This is a genomic window from Micromonospora sp. CCTCC AA 2012012 (genome assembly GCF_040499845.1).
In the GTDB taxonomy this organism is placed as follows: Bacteria; Actinomycetota; Actinomycetes; order Mycobacteriales; family Micromonosporaceae; genus Micromonospora; species Micromonospora mangrovi.
Genome location: NZ_CP159342.1, coordinates 3,031,203 through 3,050,921, shown reverse-complemented (window position 1 = coordinate 3,050,921; position 19,719 = coordinate 3,031,203). Strand labels below are relative to the sequence as shown.

Sequence of the window (19,719 nt, the reverse complement as noted above, 5' to 3'; positions counted from 1 at the left end):
CGGTTCCGTATCGAAAACCTTTCACCTAGGCTCAGCCCCGTTACGAGTCTGCCCCGTTTCGTATTTCGAGGCGGGTGAGCCGGGGGGAGCACCGGACATGGAGCCACACGAGAACACCGGACATCCGAGGAGGTGGGCGATCCTCGGGGTGCTGGTGATCAGCCTCCTCGTGGTCGTCCTCGACAACACCATCCTCAACGTCGCCCTGCGGACCCTCGCCGACCCGGTGCACGGCCTCGGGGCCAGCCAGGGCGAGCTGGAGTGGGCGATCAACTCCTACACGCTGGTCTTCGCCGGGCTGCTGTTCACCTTCGGCGTGCTCGGTGACCGGGCCGGCCGCAAGCGCTTCCTGGTGATCGGCCTGGTCCTCTTCGGGCTGGCGTCACTGCTGTCCGCGTACGCCCAGAGCCCGGCGCAGCTGGTCGGCGCGCGCGCCCTGATGGGCATCGGCGGCGCGGCCATCATGCCGGTCACCCTCTCGATCATCTCCAACGTCTTCGACCCGCGCGAGCGCGGCCGGGCGATCGGCGTCTGGGCCGGGGCCGTCGGCCTCGCCGTGGCGATCGGCCCGATCCTCGGCGGCGCCCTGCTGGAGCACTACTGGTGGGGCTCGGTCTTCCTGATCAACGTGCCGGTGGTGGTGGTCGGCGTGGTGCTGGTCGCCCTGCTGGTGCCGGAGTCCCGCGACCCGCAGCCGGGACGGGTCGACCTGCTCGGCGTGCTGCTCTCGGTGGTCGGCCTGGTGGCGCTCACCTACGGCATCATCGACGGCGGCGAGCACGGCTTCGACCGGCCGGTCGTCTGGCTGGCGATCCTCGGCGGCCTCGCGGTCCTCGGCTGGTTCGTCCGCCACGAACTGCGCAGCGACCACCCCTCGCTGGACGTCCGGCTGTTCCGGATGCCCCGGTTCGCCGCGCCGGTGGCGCTGGTCGGCCTGGTCTTCTTCGCCGCGATGGGCGTGATGTTCTTCAGCTCGTTCTACCTGCAACTGGTCCGGGGCTACCGTCCGCTGGAGACCGGCCTGCTCTTCCTCCCCTTCGCCGCCGCCCAGCTGATCTTCGCGCCGCGCAGCGCGGCGATGGTCCGCCGGTACGGCGGCCGGGCGGTCGCGGCGGTCGGGCTGGCGCTGACCGTGGCGGCGCTGGGCGCGTTCGCCTTCATCGACGCGTCCACCCCGATCTGGGTGGTGCTGGTGTTCTTCTTCCTCCAGGGCGCCGGGATGGCCAACATCATGCCGCCGGCCACCGAATCGATCATGTCGGCGCTGCCCCGGGAGAAGGCCGGCGTCGGCTCGGCGGTCAGCAACACCGTCCGCCAGGTCGCCGGTGCGCTCGGCGTCGCGGTGCTCGGCTCGGTGCTCTCCGCGGTCTACCGCAACGACGTCGCCTCGGCGCTCGCCGGCCTGCCCGCCCCGGCCCGCGAGGCGGCCGACGAGTCCCTCTCCGGCGCGTACGCGGCGGCGGCCCGGCTGGGACCGGCCGGCCCGAAGCTGATCGCGGCGGCCAACGACTCGTTCGTCTCGGCGATGCACTGGGCGGCGGCGCTCAGCGCGGTGGTGGCCACGCTCGGCATCCTCATCGTGCTGCGCTGGATGCCGGGCCGTCCGACGGCCGCGCCGGCACCGGCGCGACCGGAGGTCGAGCCGGAGTTGGCCGGGACCGCCTAGGTTCGGTGACAATGTCTGACATGACTTCCACCGCGGACGAGGCGATCGTGCAGGCCACCCTGGACCTGCTCGCCGAGGGCAGCACCATCGAGGCGCTCTCCATCGAGGCGATCGCCGCCCGGGCCGGCGTGGGCAAGGCCACCATTTACCGACGCTGGTCGGGCAAGGACGCGCTGCTGCTGGACGCGCTGCGCCGGCTCAAGGGCGTCATGCCGCAGCCGGCCGGTCACTCCGTCCGCGACGACCTGGTCCTGCTGGTCGGTGCGGTGGGGCACAACATCGACCCGCGCGCCGCCAAGATCATGCCGTGCCTGGTGCCCGAGGTGAACCGCAGCCCGGACCACTTCCAGCTCTATCAGAACATCATCGCGCCCCGGCGGAAGCTGATGCGCGAGGTGCTCCAGCGCGGCGTCACCACCGGCGAGCTGCGCGCCGACCTCGACATCGAGCTGGTCATGGCGATGCTGACCAGCCCGATGCTGATCCAGCGGATGCTGCGCTGGCACCCCGAGCTGGACGACCGGGTGCTGCCCGAGCGGATCGTGGACACCATCCTGGACGGCGTCCGCGCCCCCTGACGCCGGTCAGGCCGGGGGCGTCCGCAGCCGGTGCAGCCGCAGCGCGAGCTGGACCTCCAGCGCCCGCTCCGGTCTCTGCCAGTCCCCGCCGAGCAGCTGGCCGACCCGCTCCAGTCGCTGGGTCACCGTGTTGACGTGCACGTGCAGCAGCTCCGCCGCCCGCGCCAGGCTGCCACCCACCCCGAAGTACGCCTCCAGCGTCTTCACCAGGGCGGTGCCCCGCCGGGCGTCGTAGTCGACCACCGGCCCCACCGTGGCGGTGAGGAAACGCTCCACGTCCCGGTCGCCCGAGTCGCCGACCGCCCCCAGCAGCAGCCCCACGAAGCCCAGCTCGGCGGTGCTCGCCCCCTGCCCGGAACGGCCCAGCGCACCCAGCGCGGTCAGGCAGCGCTCCGCCTCGACGAAGGTCGTCGCCAGCGACGCCGGACCGCTCGCCGGTCCGCTCGCCCCGGCGGTCACCGGGCGGCCGGTCACCCGGGACAGGTCGCGGGCCACCGCCCGCGCGCTGCCGCCCGCGTCCCGACCGGGCAGCATCAGCACCACCCGGCCGTCCCGGGCCGCCGCCAGGCCACCTCGGGTCGAGGCGTACGTGGTGGCCCAGGAGAGCACCCGCTGCCGGGCCGAGCCGGTCGCCGCGATCGCGTCGTCGCCGACCGCCACCAGCACGCACGGGGCGTCCAGGTCCACGCCGAGCCGACGGGCCCGGCTGCGCAGCGCGTCGGTGTCCCGCAGCGGCCGGGCGATCAGGTCGTCCAGCAGCTCGCCCCGGACCCGCCCCTCCGCCTCGGCGACGGTCCGGCGGAACAACAGCAGCAGCGCGGTGACCAGCGCCGCCCGCTCCAGGATCCGCTGGTCGGCGTCGACCAGCTCGCCGTCCGGGCGCAGCACCAGGGCGCCCAGGTTCTCCGCCCCGGCGACCACCGCCGCGTACCAGAGCGGACCCCGCGCCACGCTGCGCCCCTCGGTACGCGACGCGGCCACCGCTTCCACCATGTCCGCCCGGTCCGGCTCCTCGATCTGCCCGACCCGGGCCAGCTGGCGTCCCTCGGCGTCCAACGCCAGCAGCGCCCCGCCCAGCACGTCGGTGACCGCCGACGCGACGTCCTCCACCCCGCCGCCGCGCAGCACCAGCGCCGTCATCCGGTCGTGCGCCGCGGCGGCCCGCTCCACCGAGCTGCTATGCGCCCGGATGGTGGTGTTCGCCGCGGAGAGCTCGGCCAGCGCCGAGCGGGTCTCGGCCAGCAGCCGCGCGGTGTCGATCGCCACCGCCGCGTGCGCGGCGAGGGACACCAGCAGCGACACCTCCTCGCGGGCGAACGGCCGGGCCGACCGGTTCGCCGCGTAGAGCACGCCGATCACGCTGGAGCCGAGCCGCAGCGGCACCCCCAGGATGGCCACCAGGCCCTCCTCGCCGACCCCGCCGTCGATCTCCCCGGTGTGCCGGAACCGCTCGTCCTCCTGATAGTTCGAGGTGACGTACGGGGTGCCGGTCTGGGCCACCAGGCCACCGAGGCCGTCGCCCATCTCCAGCCGCAGCCGCTGGAACCGGGCCGAGATCGAGCCGTCGGTGACCCGCATGTAGGTGTCGCCGCGCTCCTCGTCGTTGAGCGTCATGTACGCCACGTCGGTGCCGAGCAGGTTGCGGGCCCGGTGCACGATCGCCCGCAGCACGTCGTCCAGGTCCCGCAGCCCGGCCAGGTCGCTGGCCGTGTCGTAGAGGCCGGACAGTTCGGTCTCCCGGCGGCGGCGGCGCTCCAGCAGCGCGCGGACCCGTAGCGCCACCACCTTCGCCTGCTCCAGCTCGGCCAGGCGTTCGGCCGGCAGGCCGGCGGCCCGGGCGGCGACCAGCGGACCCTCGAACTCGACCGCGGCGGCCTCCCGGGCCAGCAGTTCCAGGAACTCCACCGGCGACGACATGAGCGACATTGTGCGCGCGGCCACTAGTTGGCCGTCCAGCCCCCGTCGAGGGCGATCGAGGCGCCGGTGATGAAGGCCGCCGGTGGGGAGCACAGGTACGCCACCAGTTCCGCCACCTCCGCCGGCTCGATCAGCCGTTTGATCGCCGCCCGAGCCAGCATGATCTTCTCGACCACCTCGTCCTCGCCGATGCCGTGGCTGGCCGCCTGGTCGGCGATCTGGCTCTCCACCAGCGCCGTGCGCACGTACGCCGGATTGATGCAGTTGGCGGTCACGCCGTGCGCGGCGCCCTCCAGGGCGACCACCTTCGACAGCCCCTCCAAGGCGTGCTTGGCCGACACGTACGCCGCCTTGTACGGCGAGGCGCGCAGCCCGTGCACCGAGGAGATGTTGACGATGCGGCCCCAGCCCTGCGCGTACATGTACGGCAGCGCCCGCCGCACGAGCAGGAACGGCGCCTCCACCATCACCCGCTGGATGTACTCGAAGCGCTCCACCGGAAAGTCCTGCACCGGGGCGACGTGCTGGAGCCCGGCGTTGTTGACCACGATGTCCACCTCGGCGTCGAGCCGGTCCACCGCGGCCGGGTCGGCCAGGTCGACCCCCTCGGCCCGGCCCCCCGCCTCGGCGGCGACCGCCTTCGCCGCCTCGGTGTTCCGGTCCACCACCAGCACCGCCGCGCCGGCCGCCGCCAGCCGCAGGGCACAGGCCCGGCCGATGCCGCTGCCACCACCGGTCACCAGGGCGCTACGACCGGAGAGGTCGAGGCGTACGACGTGGGGGACCGCCACGGGTTCTGCCGTCATGGCGCAAGAAGTTACGAGCTGTGTGGCCGGCGGCACATGGGGCGGCGACACATACTCGGCACCCGGAGTGTGTGGCGCGGGTCGCGGCCGGCGAGGGTCGGCGTGTCCGCCGGGGCCTCCGTCGGAGTGGACCAGTAGGGTGTCGAACACACGTACTGCTGGCGGCTCGGGGAGGAGGCGGCGTGCGCGTGCTCGGCGTCGACCCGGGACTGACCCGGTGCGGGGTCGGCGTGGTCGAGGGCGTGCCGGGCCGGCCCTGCACGCTGATCGCCTACTACGTCGTCTACACCGACCCGGGCGACGAGCTGCCGCTGCGCCTGCTGCACCTGGACCGCTCGCTGACCGAGCTGGTCGCCGAGCACCGGCCCGACGCGGTCGCCGTGGAGCGGGTGTTCAGCCAGCACAACGTCCGCACGGTGATGGGCACCGCCCAGGCCAGCGGCATCGCGGTGCTCGCCGGGGCACGCGCCGGGCTGCCCGTGCAGACGTACACGCCGAGCGAGGTGAAGGCGGCGGTGACCGGTTCCGGTCAGGCCGACAAGAAGCAGATGACGACCATGGTGACCCGGCTGCTGCGGCTGCCGGAGCCGCCCAAGCCGGCCGACGCCGCCGACGCGCTGGCGCTGGCCATCTGCCACGTGTGGCGGGGCGGCACCCGGTCCAAGCTGGCCGTCGCCGCGGAGCGGGCCCGACGAGGAGGAGCACGATGATCGCCAGCGTGCGCGGCACGGTGACCGCGACCGGTCCGGACCACGCGGTGGTGGAGGTCGGCGGGATCGGCCTGGCGGTGCAGTGCGCCCCCGGCACCCTCGCCGAGCTGCGGGTCGGCCAGCCGGCCCGGCTCGCCACCAGCCTGGTCGTCCGGGAGGACTCGCTCACCCTCTACGGCTTCGCCGACGACGACGCCAAGCAGCTGTTCGAGCTGCTCCAGACCGCCAGCGGGGTCGGCCCCCGGCTGGCCCAGGCGGTGCTCGCCGTGCACACCCCGGACGCGGTCCGCAAGGCCATCGCCAACGCCGACACCGCCGCGCTGACCCGGGTGCCGGGGATCGGCAAGAAGGGCGCGGAACGCCTGGTGCTGGAGCTGCGCGACCGGATCGGCCCGGTGCCGATCGGTCCGGACGGGGCGGCCGGGGTGACCGGCGGCGCCTGGCCGGAACAGGTCCGTCAGGCACTGGTCGGGCTCGGCTGGACGAGCGCCCAGGCGGAGCAGGCGGTGGCCGCCGTCGCCGAGACCGTCGACGGCGAGACCCCGCCCGTGCCGGTCCTGCTCAAGCAGGCCATCCGCCTCCTGGGCCGCACCCGATGACGGGGGAGAACCTGGTCTCGGCGTACGTCAACGACGCGGAACTGGACGCGGAGGCCAGCGTCCGCCCCAAGCGGCTCGAGGAGTTCATCGCCCAGCACCGGGTCCGCGACCAGCTCGACCTGCTGCTCAAGGGCGCGATGCGGCGCGGCTCCCCGCCCGACCACATTCTTCTCTCAGGGCCGCCTGGCCTCGGCAAGACGACGTTGGCCAATATCGTGGCGGCCGAGCTGGGGTCCGGGATCCGGGTGACCAGTGGCCCGGCGATCGAGCGGTCCGGTGACCTGGCGGCCATCCTGACCAGTCTCGCCGAGGGCGACGTCCTGTTCATTGACGAGATCCACCGGATCGCCAAGCCGGCGGAGGAGCTGCTCTACAGCGCGATGGAGGACTTCCGGGTCGACGTGATCGTCGGCAAGGGGCCGGGTGCCACCGCGATCCCGTTGGACGTGGAGCCGTTCACCCTGGTCGGCGCGACCACCCGGTCCGGCCTGCTGACCGGGCCGATGCGCGACCGCTTCGGCTTCGTCGCCCACCTCGACTTCTACGCCCCGGCCGACCTGGAGGCGCTGCTGCGCCGCTCGGCCCGGATCCTCGGGGTGCCGATCACCGACGAGGGCGCGGTGGAGATCGCCGGTCGCTCCCGGGGGACGCCCCGGATCGCCAACCGGCTGCTGCGCCGGGTCCGCGACTACGCCGAGGTCCGGGCCGACGGGGTGGTCACCCTGGAGACCGCCCGCGCCGCCCTCACCGTGTACGACGTCGACGCCCTCGGCCTGGACCGGCTGGACCGGGCGGTGCTGACCGCCCTGGTCGACTCGTTCCGGGGTGGACCGGTGGGGCTCTCCACCCTGGCCGTGGCGGTGGGGGAGCAGCCGGACACGGTGGAGGAGGTCTGTGAGCCGTTCCTGGTCCGGGCGGGGCTGCTCGCCCGGACGCCGCGTGGCCGGGTGGCGACGGAGGCTGCCTGGCGCCATCTGGGGCGTACCCCACCGAATGGTACATTTGGCACTGACGCCCCTTCCGTGCCCGATCTGTTCTCCGCACCACCCGATCAGCCGTGATCCGAACGTGATCTGGGTCGCATTCGGTCTTCTCAGGTGCAGGGATTAGACTTCGCCGCGGTCTGTACAGGACGTGAGAATCCGCCTCCGCTCCGGTGCCCTCGGGTCAGGTGCGGAGGCCAATGGGAAGGTCGACAACCGTGCATAACCTTGCAGCGGGTGGCGGAGGAGCCGGCGGCCTGACGCCGATCCTGATGATCGCTCTGCTCTTCGGCGTCATGTACTTCATGATGATCCGCCCTCAGCAGAAGCGCCGCCGCGAGGCCGAGCAGATGCAGTCCACCCTCTCCCCGGGTGACGAGGTCGTCACCATCGGCGGCCTGTACGGCACGGTCACCGGCGTGGACGACGACACCGTCCTGCTCGAGGTCGCCCCCGGCGTGCAGACCCGGTACGCCCGTCCGGCCATCGCCCGGGTGGTCAACCAGGCCGAGCGCCCCGAGACCACCGAGTCGCTCACCGAGGACGCCGAGGTCGTCAAGGAGTGACCGCCGGCCCGGACGGGGCAGCGGATTGATGCGTACAAGTGGATAGTTGGGTCGGCGCCGGACGCCGACACGTGCCACCTCCCCCCGACGCCGCCGCGTCGTGACCCGGAGGGCGTGTCGGCCGGGGCGTCGACCCGCCAGAGCAGTCGGCCGGAGATCCCCGGCCCGACATTCGTCGCCGCTGGCAGCAGCGGCGCGACCGTACAGGGAGACAGGACAGCCGTGGCACCACCTCAGGGACAGATGCGCCCCGGACGGCAGCTCGCCGTGCTCGGGTTCATCTTCGTCGTCCTCTATCTTTTGGTGTTCTTCTCGGGCGGCGCCAGTGGTGGCTGGAAGGACCGGCTGGAGCCGCGGCTCGGCCTGGACCTGATCGGCGGCACCCGGGTAGCGCTCGAGGCCACCAACAGCCTGGACGGCAAGCCGCCGACGGCCGCCAACCTCGAGGAGGCGCGTCAGATCATCGAGAGCCGGGTCAACGGCTACGGCGTGGCCGAGGCCGAGGTGGTCACCGAGGGCAACCGGAACATCGTCATCTCCCTGCCCGGTGAGAACCGGGACCTGACCGACGTGGGCAGCGCCGCCGAGCTGCGCTTCCGCAAGGTGCTGAAGGCGACCGACGGCAGCGGCGCGACCGCCCCGCCGGCCCCCGCCCCCAGCGCCACCCCGGCCCCGTCCGGCAGTGCGGCCCCGAAGCCCTCCGGCAGTGCGGCCCCGAAGCCCTCGGGCAGCGCGGCCCCGAAGCCGTCGGCCAGCACGGGCGCCAAGGTCACCGCCTCGCCGAGCGCCGGTGGTCAGGGCGGCATGGCCCCGACGCCGAGCGCCAGCGCCGCCGCCCCGACCCCGTCGGCCTCGCCGAGCGCCGCCGCGCCGTCGCCGAGCACCAGCGCCGCGCCGGTGCCGCAGGGCATCGAGGAGCAGCGCAAGGCCGTGCAGCAGAAGGTCGGCCCGGCCGCCTGGGCCGCCGCGAGCGCCCTGCAGGCCCCGGCCGACCCGTCGCAGGCCGCGCAGCTCAAGGCCTTCAGCACCCTCTCCCCGCAGGAGGTCGCGGTGCTGTCGCCGGAGATGCAGTTCAACGTCCCGACGATCAGCTGCGCCCAGCTCGACAAGCGGCCGGCGGCGTCGATCAAGGACCCGAAGCAGAAGGCGGTCGCCTGCGAGAGCGGCGCGAAGTACCTGCTCGACGTGGCCAAGGTCGCCGGCACCGACGTCAAGAACGCCTCCGCGCAGCTCGACCAGACCAGCTCCTGGGTGGTCAGCCTCCAGTTCAAGAGCGACGGCCAGGAGAAGTGGACCAACCTGACCAAGGAGGCGTTCAACAACACCGGCCAGGCCTGTGACCAGAGCGCCCTCGGGCAGGACGGCAAGTGCCGGGTCGCCGTGGTGCTGGACAACAAGATCGTCTCGTCGCCGGAGATCCAGGGCGTGCTGACCGGCGACTCCCAGATCACCGGCAACTTCGACAACAAGACCGCCAACGCGCTGGCCAGCCAGCTGCGCTACGGCGCCCTGCCGGTGACCTTCGTGCAGCAGGAGCAGCAGAACGTGACGGCGACGCTGGGCGACAGCCAGCTGCGGGCCGGTCTGCTCGCCGCCGGCATCGGCATGCTGCTGGTCATCATCTACTCGTTCTTCTACTACCGGCTGCTGGGCTCGGTGATCTTCCTGAGCCTGGTGCTCTCCGGGCTGCTGGTCTTCGGCGCCCTGGTGGTGCTCGGCCGGTCGATCGGCTTCACCCTCACCCTCGCCGGCATCGCCGGCATGATCGTCTCACTCGGTGTCGCGGCGGACTCCTTCGTCATCTACTTCGAGCGGCTCAAGGACGAGATCCGCGAGGGTCGCAGCCCGCGCAGTGCCGTGCCGCGCGCCTGGGTCCGCGCCCGCCGGACGATCATCTCGGCGAACGCGATCACCCTGATGTCCGCCGTGGTGCTCTACATCGTCTCGGTCGGCACGGTGAAGGGCTTCGCCTTCGCGCTCGGCCTGGCGACGGTGCTGGACCTGGTGGTCGTCTTCCTCTTCCGTCACCCGATCATGACGATGTTCGCCAGTACCCGGGCGTTCCTGTCCCCACGGGTCAGCGGTCTCGGCCGGGCCCTGCCGGCCCGGTCGACCGAGCAGGCCGCCGCTCGCAACCCGCGCGTCGTCAAGGAGGCCTGAGATGGCTAAGAGTGGTCTGGCGTCCCGGCTCTACCGGGGCGAGGCCGATCTCAACATCGTCGGCCGGCGCAAGCTGTGGTTCGCCGTCGCCGGGGTGCTGGCCCTGATCGCGGTGCTGAGCTTCGCGATCCGGGGCTTCAGCCTCGGCATCGAGTTCGCCGGTGGCAACTCGCTCGTCGTGCCGGCCAGCGTCGGCACCCTCGACGACACCGAGCGGCAGGTGAACGACATCCTGGCGGCCAAGGGCGGCGGCGTGCAGGTGGCCACCGCGCAGAAGGTCGGCGGGACCAACGGCGACTCGTACGAGATGCGCACCCCGGAGCTGACGCCCACCCAGGCGAACGACGTGAAGACCGCGATCGCCGACAAGTTCGGCATCCCGTTCAGCCAGGTCGGTGGGAACCAGGTCAGCGCGTCGTTCGGCAGCCAGGTGACCGAGCGTGCGCTGCTCGGTCTGCTGATCTTCATCGCGGTGGTGGCGGTCTATCTGATCCTGCGCTTCGAGTGGCGGATGGCCGTCGCCGCGATCACCTCGCTCTTCATGAACCTGATCCTCACCGCCGGCATCTACTCGCTGGTCGGCTTCGAGGTCACCCCGTCGACGATCATCGGTTTCCTCACCATCCTGGGCTTCGCCCTCTATGACGTGGTGGTGGTCTTCGACAAGGTTCAGGAGAACACCCGCGGCATCACCGCGAACAACAACCTCACCTACGGCGAGGCGGCCAACCTGGCGCTGAACCAGAGCCTGATGCGGTCGCTGAACACCTCGGTGGTCGCCCTGCTCCCGGTCGGCGGTCTGCTCTTCATCGGTGCCGGTCTGCTCGGCGCGGGCACCCTGAAGGACCTCGGCCTGGTGCTCTTCGTCGGTATGGCGGTGGCGTTCCTGACCTCCATCCTGCTGGCCACGCCGCTGCTGGTGCTGCTGAAGAACCAGGACCCGCGGATCAGCGCGCACCACAAGCGGGTGCTGGCCCGCCGGGGTGCGATCGCCCGCGGTGAGCTGACGCCGAAGGGTGCGCCACGGGCCGCCACGGTCACCGACGAGCCCATCGACCCGGAGGCGGCGGCGCTGGCCGGCGCCGCGCCGAAGGTCGGTTCCCGGCCGGTCGGCAAGCGCCCGACGGCGACCCGGGGCGGACGCCCGAGTGGTGGCGGAAACCGCCCGGGCGGCGCGAAGCGGCGCTGACCAGGACCGGGCAGACCCGGTCGCGAGCAATGTGACGGCGTCCTTCATGCTGTGCGAGCAGCATGGAGGACGCCGTCGTCGTACGAAGGGGAACGGAAGCGCCGTGACGGAGACCCACAGCACCGGGGTACGCGGAGACAGTGGCATCGAGGTCGCCCAACTGGTGGCGAGCCGGGTGCTGGACGTGCCGGACTTCCCGAAGCCCGGGGTCATGTTCAAGGACCTGATGCCGCTCTTCGCCGACGGCGAGGTGTTCCGTCAGGTGATCGACGGGATCATCGCCCACCACGGTCGGGACTCATTCGACGCGGTGGTCGGCATCGAGGCCCGGGGCTTCGTGATCGCCGCCGCCATCGCGTACGCCACGGGTGTCGGCGTGGTGCCGGTGCGCAAGGCCGGCAAGCTGCCCCGCCCGGCGTACTCGGCCTCCTACGCGCTGGAGTACGGCGAGGCGACGCTGGAGGTGCACCAGGACGCGTTCACGGCCGGGCACCGGGTGCTGGTGGTGGACGACGTGCTGGCCACCGGAGGCACCGCCGAGGCGACCCTCGACCTGGTGGAGCGGGCCGGCGGCACGGTGTCCGGGTTCACCGTCCTGCTGGAGCTGGGCTTCCTCTCCGGCCGGAAGCGGCTCGCCCCGCGCCCGGTCCATGCCCTGCTGACCGTTTGATACCGGACCCGTCGAGCGGACCCGGTGGGGACCGTCCGGCGGAGCGGCAGGGCACCCTGCGTACGGGTAGCATTGCCCTTTGCTGACCGGGCGGCCACCGCCCGGCGGCGCGGAACAACACCGGCCCCCGGGTCGGTTGGACGGAACGTCGGCCAGACGGTCGGCGCGTTCCCGGCGAGCGGTGAGGAGGCCGGTGTCCCACGATGTCGTCCCTCCGGTGGAGGGCACGGTGCACCCGACAGGCGACGCGGACGGCTCGGTGACCGAGCGGAGCGGCAACCCGCCGGCCCGGGTGACGGGCGCCGGCGACGGCGTCGCCCCCGAGGTGGCGGCGGACGGCGGGTCGTCCTCGGACGACCAGGTCGTGGTGCCGTTCCCCGGTGATCCGGCGGTGGATCCCTCGCCCAGCGGTGGCTTCGCCCTGTCCAACGCGCCCACCGGCCGGCGCGTCCGGGCCCGGTTGGCGCGGTTCAACGCCCCGTGGCAGACGTCGCAGGTCAGCGAGGTGCTGGAGCCGCTGATCGCGACGCACCGGGAGAACCACCCGAAGGCCGACGCCAAGCTGTTGCAGCGGGCGTTCGACACCGCGGCGCGCTGGCACTCCGGTCAGTACCGCAAGTCCGGTGACCCGTACATCACCCACCCGCTGGCGGTGGCCACGATCCTGGGCAACCTGGGCATGGACACCACCACCCTGGTCGCCGCGCTGCTGCACGACACCATCGAGGACACCGAATACACCCTGGACCAGATGCGGGCCGACTTCGGCCCCGAGGTGACCCTCCTGGTCGACGGCGTGACGAAGCTGGACAAGGTCAAGCTCGGTGACGCGGCCAAGGCGGAGACCATCCGCAAGATGGTCGTGGCGATGGCCAAGGACCCCCGGGTGCTGGTGATCAAGCTGGCCGACCGGCTGCACAACATGCGTACCCTCACCTTCCTGCCCCGCCCCAAGCAGGAGCAGAAGGCGAAGGAGACGCTGGAGATCCTCGCGCCCCTCGCGCACCGCCTGGGTATGAACACGATCAAGTGGGAGCTGGAGGATCTCGCCTTCGGCACCCTGTTCCCCAAGCGGTACGAGGAGATCAACCGGCTGATCGGGGAGCACCAGCCGCAGCGGGAGGCGCTGCTGCGCCAGGTCACCCAGAAGGTCTCGACGGACCTGAAGGCCGCCAAGATCAAGGCGGAGACCACCGGCCGGCCGAAGCACCTCTACTCGATCTACCAGAAGATGATCGTGCGGGGGCGCGACTTCAACGACATCTACGACCTGGTCGGGGTGCGGATCCTGGTCGACACGGTGCGGGACTGCTACGCGGCGCTGGGCGTGATCCACGCCAACTGGCAGCCGGTGCCGGGCCGGTTCAAGGACTACATCGCGATGCCCAAGTTCAACATGTACCAGTCGTTGCACACGACGGTCATCGGGCCCACCGGCAAGCCGGTGGAGATGCAGATCCGCACGTACGCGATGCACCGCACCGCCGAGTTCGGCATCGCCGCGCACTGGAAGTACAAGGAGCACAAGGGCACCCAGATCGTCGGGCCGCCCGCGCACATCGACGAGATGACCTGGCTGCGGCAGCTGCTGGACTGGCAGCGGGAGGCGGCCGACCCGAGCGAGTTCCTCGACGCGCTGCGCTTCGACCTGTCCAGCCAGGAGGTGTACGTCTTCACCCCGAAGGGTGACGTCATCCCGCTGCCGACCGGGTCGACGCCGGTGGACTTCGCGTACGCGGTGCACACCGAGGTCGGGCACAAGTGCATCGGCGCGCGGGTCAACGGCAAGCTGGTACCGCTGGAGTCGACGCTCTCCAACGGCGACGTGATCGAGATCTTCACCTCGAAGTCCGACACGGCCGGCCCGACGCAGGACTGGCTGGGCTTCGTCAAGAGCCCCCGCGCCCGCACCAAGATCCGTCAGTACTTCAACAAGGAGCGGCGCGAGGAGGCGATCGAGGCCGGCAAGGACGCGATCGTCAAGGCGATGCGCAAGCAGGGCATGCCCCTGCAGCGGATGCTCACCTCCGACAACCTGATGGCGATCGCCCGGGACCTGCACCTGGCCGACGTCGCCTCGCTCTACGCGGCGGTCGGCGACAGCCAGGTGTCCGCCCAGTCCGTGGTGCAGAAGCTGATGGCCACCTACGGGGGCGAGGAGGGCGCGGCGGAGGACATCGCCGAGACCGCCGTCGCCACCCGGCCGCCGCGCAGCCGGCAGAACAGCAGCGACCCCGGCGTGGTGGTCCGCGGCGTCAGCGACGTCTGGATCAAGCTGGCCCGCTGCTGCACCCCGGTCCCGCCGGACAGCGTCTTCGGCTTCGTCACCCGCTCCGGCGGGGTGAGCGTGCACCGGGACGACTGCGCCAACGCCGAGGACCTGCGGGCCCAGGCCGAGCGGGTGGTGGAGGTCAGCTGGAAGCTCACCTCGGCCTCGACGTTCCTGGTCGCCATCCAGGTCGAGGCGCTGGACCGGCACAAGCTGCTGGCGGACGTGACGCGGGTGCTGTCGGAGGAGCGGGTGAACATCCTCTCCGCCACCGTCACCACCACCCGGGACCGGGTGGCGGTGAGCCGGTTCAGCTTCGAGATGGCCGACCCGAAGCACCTGGGGCACCTGCTCGCGGCGGTCCGCAAGGTCGACGGGGTCTTCGACGCGTACCGGGTCACCTCGGGCGCCTGAGGCACGGACACGGAAGCGCCCGCCGGCTGAGCCGGCGGGCGCTTCGTCGTACGGGGTGGGTCAGCCCTGGATGTCGCTCATCGTCAGCTTCTTGATGACGACCTCCTTCTTCGGGTGCCCATCGCCCTTCTGGTTCACGTCGTCGCTACCGGCCGCGGCAACCTGCTTCACCAGGTCCAGGCCGCCGGTGATCTTGCCGAGCACGGTGTAGTTCGGGTCGAGCTGCGAGTCGCCGTAGACGATGAAGAACTGGCTGCCGGTGGTGCCCGGATCCTGCGTCTTGGCCATCGCGATCACGCCCTCCGGATAGGCGGGGCGCTGGTCGGTGGGCAGGTTCTCCTCCGCCATCCGGTAGCTCGGGCCGCCGGTGCCGTCGGTCTTCCGCCAGCCCTTACCGGTGACGCTCGGGTCGCCGCACTGCAGCACCTTGATGCCCTCGGTGACGAGCCGATGGCACTTGGTGTTGTCGAAGAAGCCCTTGCTGGCCAGGTGGGTGAAGCTGCCGGCGGTGCAGGGCACCTTGCTGCGGTCGATCTTCGCGGTGATCGGGCCCAGGTTGGTGTCGATCGTCATCGTCTGGGTGCCGGTGTCGGACTGCTGGCCGGGCGGCAGGCCGACGTCCTTGGTCTGCGGGGTCTTGCCCTGCGCGGACAGCTCGGTGTAGGAGCACTGCGCGAAGGCCCCGTCCGGGCCGGCGGCGTTCTGCTTCTTGTCGTCGCCGCCGAGCGCGGTGGCGAGCCAGACGGTGCCGGCGACCACGAGCAGCAGGACCGCGCCGGCCCCGACGATCGCCTGGGTCTGCCGGCGCTTGCGGGCCTTGGCCGCGCGTTCGGCCATCTCCCGCTCGAGGCGGGCTCGCGCCGCCGCGCGCTGCCGCTCTCTCGTGGTCGTCACGTCGCTCCTCCTGGACTGTCTCGCCGCGCGGGCGCTGCGGTGGGTGGGTGGGCCGGATCAGCCGGCGCTGGGGCTGGCCGACGGCGCGGTGGACGCGCTGCCGGCGGCCGGGGTGCCGGCCACCTCGCCGACGGTGAGGCTCTTGATCACCACGTCGGTCTTCGGCTTGACCTTGGCCCCGCTCCCATTGTCCACGGTCGGCAGGGCACCGATCTTCTCCAGCACGTCCAGGCCGGCCGTGACCTTGCCGATCACCGGGTAGGCCGGCTTGGCCGGGTTGAAGTCCTTGAAGAAGAGCAGGAACTGGCTGCCGTTGGCGCCCGGCGGGTTGGCGACCATGGCCACCGTGCCCTTCGGGTACGCCACCTTGCCGGACCCGCTCGGCACCGGCACGGGGACGTTCTCGTCGTAGAACGAGTAGGTGGGGCCGCCGAGGCCGGTGCCGCTGGGGTCGCCGCAGTGCAGCGCGCCCTCGGCGGTGATCTCGTGGCACTTGGTGTTGTCGAAGAACGAGCGGCTGGCCAGGTGGGCGATGCTCGCCCCGGCGCACGGGGCGGTGGCGAGGTTCAGCGTGGCGGTGATCGGGGCGCCCTGGTCGGTGGTGATCGTCATCGGCCGGGTGCCGGAGGTGGGCAGGCCGGTGGTGGCCGGGGTGCCGACGTCCTTGAGGTTGGTGTTGGCGCCGCTGTCCTGCGGGGTCCACACGCAGACGTCCTCGGCGGCCTTCTTCTCCGGGTCGGCGTCGAACGCGCCGAGCGCCCACGCGGAGCCGAGCGCGATCAGCGCCAGCACGAGGGCGGCGCCGACGCCGGCCTGGATCTGCCGCCGCCGCTTCGTCGCCGCGGCCCGCCGGGCGAGCTGCCGGTCGAGCTTGGCACGCGCCAGTTTGCGCGCCCGGTCCCTGCTGGAAGCCACCCGTGCTCCCCTTCCTCTACCCTGGTCGTCGCCGGCGTCGGGCGTCCTCCGCCCGTCGGGCGGCAGGTGCGCCACGCCACACGCCCGCCAGAGTGTACGGGTACCGGCTGGAAAAGTGGTGTACGAGGTCCGGCCTGGGTTTATCGGGCGGTGTCACTGTGCCTGTCGGGGCCGGCGGGACGGCTGGGTCGGCGAAATCCGTTCGGCCGGGCGGCTAGGCTGACCGGGACGGCTCGACGGAAGGGGGCGGACGTGCTCGTGGCCGGCTTTCCCGCGGACGCCTTCGGCACCAACTGTTACGTGGTGGCGACGGCGCCGGGGGAGCAGTGCGTGGTGGTCGACCCCGGCATCGGGGTCCTCGACCGGCTCGACGCCGTGCTCGCCGAACACCGCCTGCATCCGGCCGCCGTGCTGCTCACCCACGGGCACCTCGACCACACCTTCTCGGTGGCGCCGGTCTGCGGCGCGCGGGGCATCCCGGCGTACGTCCACCCGGACGACCGGGAGCTGCTGGCCGACCCGTCGAAGGCGCTCTCGATGGACCTCACCGCGCTCTTCGGTGGCCGGCTGCCCTACACCGAGCCGGACGACGTCGCCGAGCTGACCGACGGCGCCACTTTGGCCCTGGCCGGCCTGGAGATCACCGTCGACCACGCCCCCGGCCATACCGGCGGGTCGGTGCTGTTCCGGTTGCCCGGCGCCGGCTCGCCCTGGGAGGCCGAGCAGCTCTGCCTCTCCGGTGACGTGCTCTTCGCCGGCTCGATCGGCCGCACCGACCTGCCGGGCGGCAGCATGCCCCGGATGCTGTCCAGCCTGCGGGAGAAGGTCCTCCCGCTGGCCGACGACACCGTCGTCCTGCCCGGCCACGGCCCCGCGACCACCATCGGCCGCGAGCGCGCGACCAACCCGTACCTCCGTGAGGTGGCGGGGACCGGCGGCGCGCGCCCGGCGCCCACCCGCGGCCTCTGACCGCCGCGACCACGACGGCCCGCGCGGACCGCGCGGGATCAAGGAGTACGCCATGAGCAAGCCCACGCCCATCTCCGGCTTCCCGGAGTGGACGCCCGCCCAGCGGATGATCGAGCAGTTCGTCCTCGACCGGATCCGCGGCACCTTCGAGCTGTACGGTTTCGCCCCCCTGGAGACCCGCTCGGTCGAGCCGCTGGACCAGTTGCTGCGCAAGGGGGAGACCTCGAAGGAGGTCTACCTGCTGCGCCGGTTGCAGGCCGACGCGGAGGGCCCGGCCGGCGACGACGCGCTCGGGTTGCACTTCGACCTGACCGTGCCGTTCGCCCGGTACGTGCTGGAGAACGCCGGCAAGCTCCAGTTCCCGTTCCGGCGCTACCAGATCCAGAAGGTCTGGCGGGGTGAGCGCCCGCAGGAGGGGCGGTACCGGGAGTTCCTCCAGGCCGACATCGACATCGTCGACCGGGACACCCTGCCGGCCCACTACGAGGCGGAGATGCCGCTGGTGATCGGGGACGCGCTGCGTGCGCTGCCGATCCCGCCGGTGCGGATCCAGGTGAACAACCGCAAGATCTGCGAGGGCTTCTACCGGGGCGTCGGGATCGACGACCCGGCGGCGGCGCTGCGCGCGGTGGACAAGCTCGACAAGATCGGCCCGGCGAAGGTGGCCGAGCTGCTCGGCGAGACCGCCGGGGCGACCGAGGCGCAGGCCAAGGCGGCCCTGGCGTTGGCCGAGATCTCCGCGCCGGACGCCTCCTTCGCCGACGCGGTACGCGCCCTCGGGGTGAGCGATCCGCTCCTCGACGAGGGGCTCGCCGAGCTGGTGGCGGTGATGGAGACGGCGGTCGCGCACTCGCCCGGGCTCTGCGTCGCCGACCTGCGGATCGCCCGCGGCCTGGACTACTACACCGGCACCGTCTACGAGACGCAGATGGTGGGCTACGAGCGGTTCGGCTCGATCTGCTCCGGCGGCCGGTACGACAACCTGGCCAGCTCCGGCGCCGTCTCGTTCCCCGGGGTGGGCATCTCGATCGGGGTGACCCGCCTGCTCGGTCTGCTCTTCGGCGCCGAGGCGCTGACGGTCTCCCGGAGCGTGCCGACCTGCGTGCTGGTCGCCGTCACGACCGAGGAGGAGCGGGCGGCCAGCAACCGGGTCGCGGAGGCGCTGCGCTCCCGGGGGGTGCCGACCGAGGTGTCGCCGAGCGCCGCGAAGTTCGGCAAGCAGATCCGGTACGCCGAGCGGCGCGGCATCCCGTACGTCTGGTTCCCGGGCACCGACGGCGACCAGGTGAAGGACATCCGCTCCGGGGAGCAGGTCGCCGCGGCGGCGGGGGAGTGGATGCCGCCCCGGGCGGACCTGAAGCCGCTGGTCAGCTGAGCTATTACTCGCGCGTACGGCCGCGGGGCCCTACGGTGGCGTAAGTTACGCCACCGTAGGGAGGCCCCTGTGACCGCACTGAGCCAGACCGCGCTGCTCCTGGAACTCGAACCCGTCGTCGCCACGAACCTCGACCGGCACCTGACGATGGCCAAGGAGTGGTTCCCGCACGAGTACGTCCCGTGGAGCGAGGGTCGCACCTTCGACGGCCCGCTCGGCGGTACGCCCTGGGCGGAGGACGACTCGACCATCCCCGACGTGGCCCGTACCGCGCTGATCGTGAACCTGCTCACCGAGGACAACCTGCCCTCGTACCACCACGAGATCGCGACGCTCTTCGGGCGGGACGGGGCGTGGGGGACCTGGGTGCACCGGTGGACCGCCGAGGAGGGGCGGCACGGCACCGCGATCCGCGACTATCTGACCGTGACCCGGGCCGTCGACCCGGTGGCCCTGGAACGGGCCCGGATGGTGCACATGTCGGAGGGCTACCAGAACGCGCACGGGGACGAGGTGCTGCACTCGCTGGCGTACGTCTCCTTCCAGGAGCTGGCCACCCGGATCTCGCACCGCAACACCGGTCGGGCGACCGGCGACCCGGCGTGCGAGGCGCTGCTGGCCCGGGTGGCCGCCGACGAGAACCTGCACATGGTCTTCTACCGCAACCTGCTGGGCGCGGCGTTCGAGCTGGCCCCGAGCCAGGCCATGCGGGCGGTCGCCGACGTGCTCGCCGACTTCCAGATGCCCGGCGTCGGCATCGAGGGCTTCGCCCGCAAGTCGGTGAGCATCGCCCTGGCCGGCATCTACGACCTGCGCCAGCACCGCGACGAGGTGGTCGTGCCCGTGCTGCGGCAGTGGGACGTCTTCAACGTCACCGGCCTGGACGCCGACGGCGAGACCGCCCGCGACGAGATCGCCGCCCACCTGGACACCCTGGAGCAGCAGGCGTCCCGCTTCGAGGAGAAGCGCGCCGCCCGCGCCGCCCGCCTCGCCACCGCCCGCGCCTGACCCGCGCCGCGCGCTCCGCGCCCGCCCCTAG

The 19,719-nt window shown here is 72.1% G+C and carries 17 protein-coding genes; 13 read left to right on the top strand and 4 right to left on the bottom strand.

The window, feature by feature from the left end; translation table 11 throughout:
- Window positions 1-97 precede the first annotated feature (97 nt).
- Both ABUL08_RS13205 and ABUL08_RS13200 read left to right on the top strand, forming a co-directional pair.
- Window positions 98-1,666: an MFS transporter gene (locus tag ABUL08_RS13205; RefSeq protein ID WP_350937897.1), complete on the top strand. Its 1,569-nt coding sequence runs from the start codon at window positions 98-100 to the stop codon at window positions 1,664-1,666.
- An 11-nt stretch (window positions 1,667-1,677) separates the two neighbouring features.
- Window positions 1,678-2,244, top strand: a complete 567-nt coding sequence (locus tag ABUL08_RS13200; protein WP_458329393.1) for a TetR/AcrR family transcriptional regulator — start codon at window positions 1,678-1,680, stop codon at window positions 2,242-2,244.
- Between the two features lie 6 nt (window positions 2,245-2,250).
- On the opposite strand, the gene ABUL08_RS13195 is transcribed toward ABUL08_RS13200, so the two are convergent.
- Window positions 2,251-4,170 (bottom strand): helix-turn-helix domain-containing protein, encoded by a 1,920-nt coding sequence (locus ABUL08_RS13195; protein ID WP_350938613.1) that lies wholly within the window; start codon window positions 4,168-4,170, stop codon window positions 2,251-2,253.
- 14 nt (window positions 4,171-4,184) lie between these two features.
- A complete protein-coding gene (locus ABUL08_RS13190; protein WP_350937893.1) occupies window positions 4,185-4,967 on the bottom strand; it encodes a 3-hydroxybutyrate dehydrogenase in 783 nt (260 codons plus the stop codon).
- Window positions 4,968-5,149: 182 nt separating this feature from the next.
- Between ABUL08_RS13190 and ruvC the strand changes: the two genes are divergently transcribed.
- The 8 genes from ruvC to ABUL08_RS13150 all read left to right on the top strand — a co-directional run bounded on the left by ruvC (window position 5,150) and on the right by ABUL08_RS13150 (window position 14,527).
- Complete coding sequence (ruvC, locus tag ABUL08_RS13185; RefSeq protein WP_350937891.1) at window positions 5,150-5,677, top strand: crossover junction endodeoxyribonuclease RuvC; 528 nt, start codon at window positions 5,150-5,152, stop codon at window positions 5,675-5,677.
- Window positions 5,674-6,276: a Holliday junction branch migration protein RuvA gene (gene ruvA, locus ABUL08_RS13180; protein WP_350937889.1), complete on the top strand. Its 603-nt coding sequence runs from the start codon at window positions 5,674-5,676 to the stop codon at window positions 6,274-6,276. The genes ruvC and ruvA overlap by 4 nt, the downstream gene beginning before the upstream one ends.
- Window positions 6,273-7,337, top strand: a complete 1,065-nt coding sequence (gene ruvB, locus ABUL08_RS13175; RefSeq protein ID WP_350937886.1) for a Holliday junction branch migration DNA helicase RuvB — start codon at window positions 6,273-6,275, stop codon at window positions 7,335-7,337. Before ruvA ends, ruvB begins: the two co-directional genes overlap by 4 nt.
- A 194-nt stretch (window positions 7,338-7,531) precedes the next feature.
- Window positions 7,532-7,825, top strand: a complete 294-nt coding sequence (yajC, locus tag ABUL08_RS13170; RefSeq protein WP_377521986.1) for a preprotein translocase subunit YajC — start codon at window positions 7,532-7,534, stop codon at window positions 7,823-7,825.
- Window positions 7,826-8,047: 222 nt separating this feature from the next.
- Window positions 8,048-9,985 (top strand): protein translocase subunit SecD, encoded by a 1,938-nt coding sequence (secD, locus tag ABUL08_RS13165; RefSeq protein WP_350937884.1) that lies wholly within the window; start codon window positions 8,048-8,050, stop codon window positions 9,983-9,985.
- Between the two features lies 1 nt (window position 9,986).
- Complete coding sequence (gene secF, locus ABUL08_RS13160; RefSeq protein ID WP_350937883.1) at window positions 9,987-11,174, top strand: protein translocase subunit SecF; 1,188 nt, start codon at window positions 9,987-9,989, stop codon at window positions 11,172-11,174.
- A gap of 103 nt (window positions 11,175-11,277) precedes the next feature.
- Window positions 11,278-11,844, top strand: coding sequence for an adenine phosphoribosyltransferase (locus ABUL08_RS13155; protein ID WP_350937881.1), 567 nt, complete (start codon window positions 11,278-11,280; stop codon window positions 11,842-11,844).
- A gap of 193 nt (window positions 11,845-12,037) precedes the next feature.
- Window positions 12,038-14,527, top strand: a complete 2,490-nt coding sequence (locus tag ABUL08_RS13150) for a RelA/SpoT family protein (protein ID WP_377521983.1) — start codon at window positions 12,038-12,040, stop codon at window positions 14,525-14,527.
- Between the two features lie 60 nt (window positions 14,528-14,587).
- On the opposite strand, the gene ABUL08_RS13145 is transcribed toward ABUL08_RS13150, so the two are convergent.
- Window positions 14,588-15,421 (bottom strand): peptidylprolyl isomerase, encoded by an 834-nt coding sequence (locus ABUL08_RS13145; RefSeq protein WP_350937879.1) that lies wholly within the window; start codon window positions 15,419-15,421, stop codon window positions 14,588-14,590.
- 57 nt (window positions 15,422-15,478) lie between these two features.
- Window positions 15,479-16,336: a peptidylprolyl isomerase gene (locus tag ABUL08_RS13140; protein ID WP_350937876.1), complete on the bottom strand. Its 858-nt coding sequence runs from the start codon at window positions 16,334-16,336 to the stop codon at window positions 15,479-15,481.
- A gap of 252 nt (window positions 16,337-16,588) precedes the next feature.
- On the opposite strand from ABUL08_RS13140, the gene ABUL08_RS13135 reads away from it, so the two are divergent.
- The 3 genes from ABUL08_RS13135 (at window position 16,589) to ABUL08_RS13125 (ending at window position 19,688) form a co-directional block, all read left to right on the top strand.
- Window positions 16,589-17,305, top strand: a complete 717-nt coding sequence (locus ABUL08_RS13135; protein ID WP_350937874.1) for an MBL fold metallo-hydrolase — start codon at window positions 16,589-16,591, stop codon at window positions 17,303-17,305.
- Between the two features lie 52 nt (window positions 17,306-17,357).
- A complete protein-coding gene (hisS, locus tag ABUL08_RS13130) occupies window positions 17,358-18,680 on the top strand; it encodes a histidine--tRNA ligase (protein WP_350937872.1) in 1,323 nt (440 codons plus the stop codon).
- A 69-nt stretch (window positions 18,681-18,749) separates the two neighbouring features.
- The gene (locus tag ABUL08_RS13125; RefSeq protein ID WP_350937869.1) at window positions 18,750-19,688 is read left to right on the top strand and encodes an acyl-ACP desaturase; all 939 of its coding nucleotides are present in this window, start codon (window positions 18,750-18,752) and stop codon (window positions 19,686-19,688) included.
- The last annotated feature ends 31 nt before the right edge of the window (window positions 19,689-19,719 follow it).

Excerpts from the sequence above, each read along its gene's own strand:
- ABUL08_RS13190 (WP_350937893.1), bottom strand. The coding sequence starts at position 4,967 with ATGACGGCAGAACCCGTGGCGGTCCCCCACGTCGTACGCCTCGACCTC.
- ruvA (WP_350937889.1), top strand. The coding sequence starts at position 5,674 with ATGATCGCCAGCGTGCGCGGCACGGTGACCGCGACCGGTCCGGACCAC.
- ABUL08_RS13195 (WP_350938613.1), bottom strand. The coding sequence starts at position 4,170 with ATGTCGCTCATGTCGTCGCCGGTGGAGTTCCTGGAACTGCTGGCCCGG.
- secF (WP_350937883.1), top strand. The coding sequence starts at position 9,987 with ATGGCTAAGAGTGGTCTGGCGTCCCGGCTCTACCGGGGCGAGGCCGAT.
- ABUL08_RS13205 (WP_350937897.1), top strand. The coding sequence starts at position 98 with ATGGAGCCACACGAGAACACCGGACATCCGAGGAGGTGGGCGATCCTC.
- ruvB (WP_350937886.1), top strand. The coding sequence starts at position 6,273 with ATGACGGGGGAGAACCTGGTCTCGGCGTACGTCAACGACGCGGAACTG.
- ABUL08_RS13200 (WP_458329393.1), top strand. The coding sequence starts at position 1,678 with ATGTCTGACATGACTTCCACCGCGGACGAGGCGATCGTGCAGGCCACC.
- hisS (WP_350937872.1), top strand. The coding sequence starts at position 17,358 with ATGAGCAAGCCCACGCCCATCTCCGGCTTCCCGGAGTGGACGCCCGCC.
- yajC (WP_377521986.1), top strand. The coding sequence starts at position 7,532 with ATGATCGCTCTGCTCTTCGGCGTCATGTACTTCATGATGATCCGCCCT.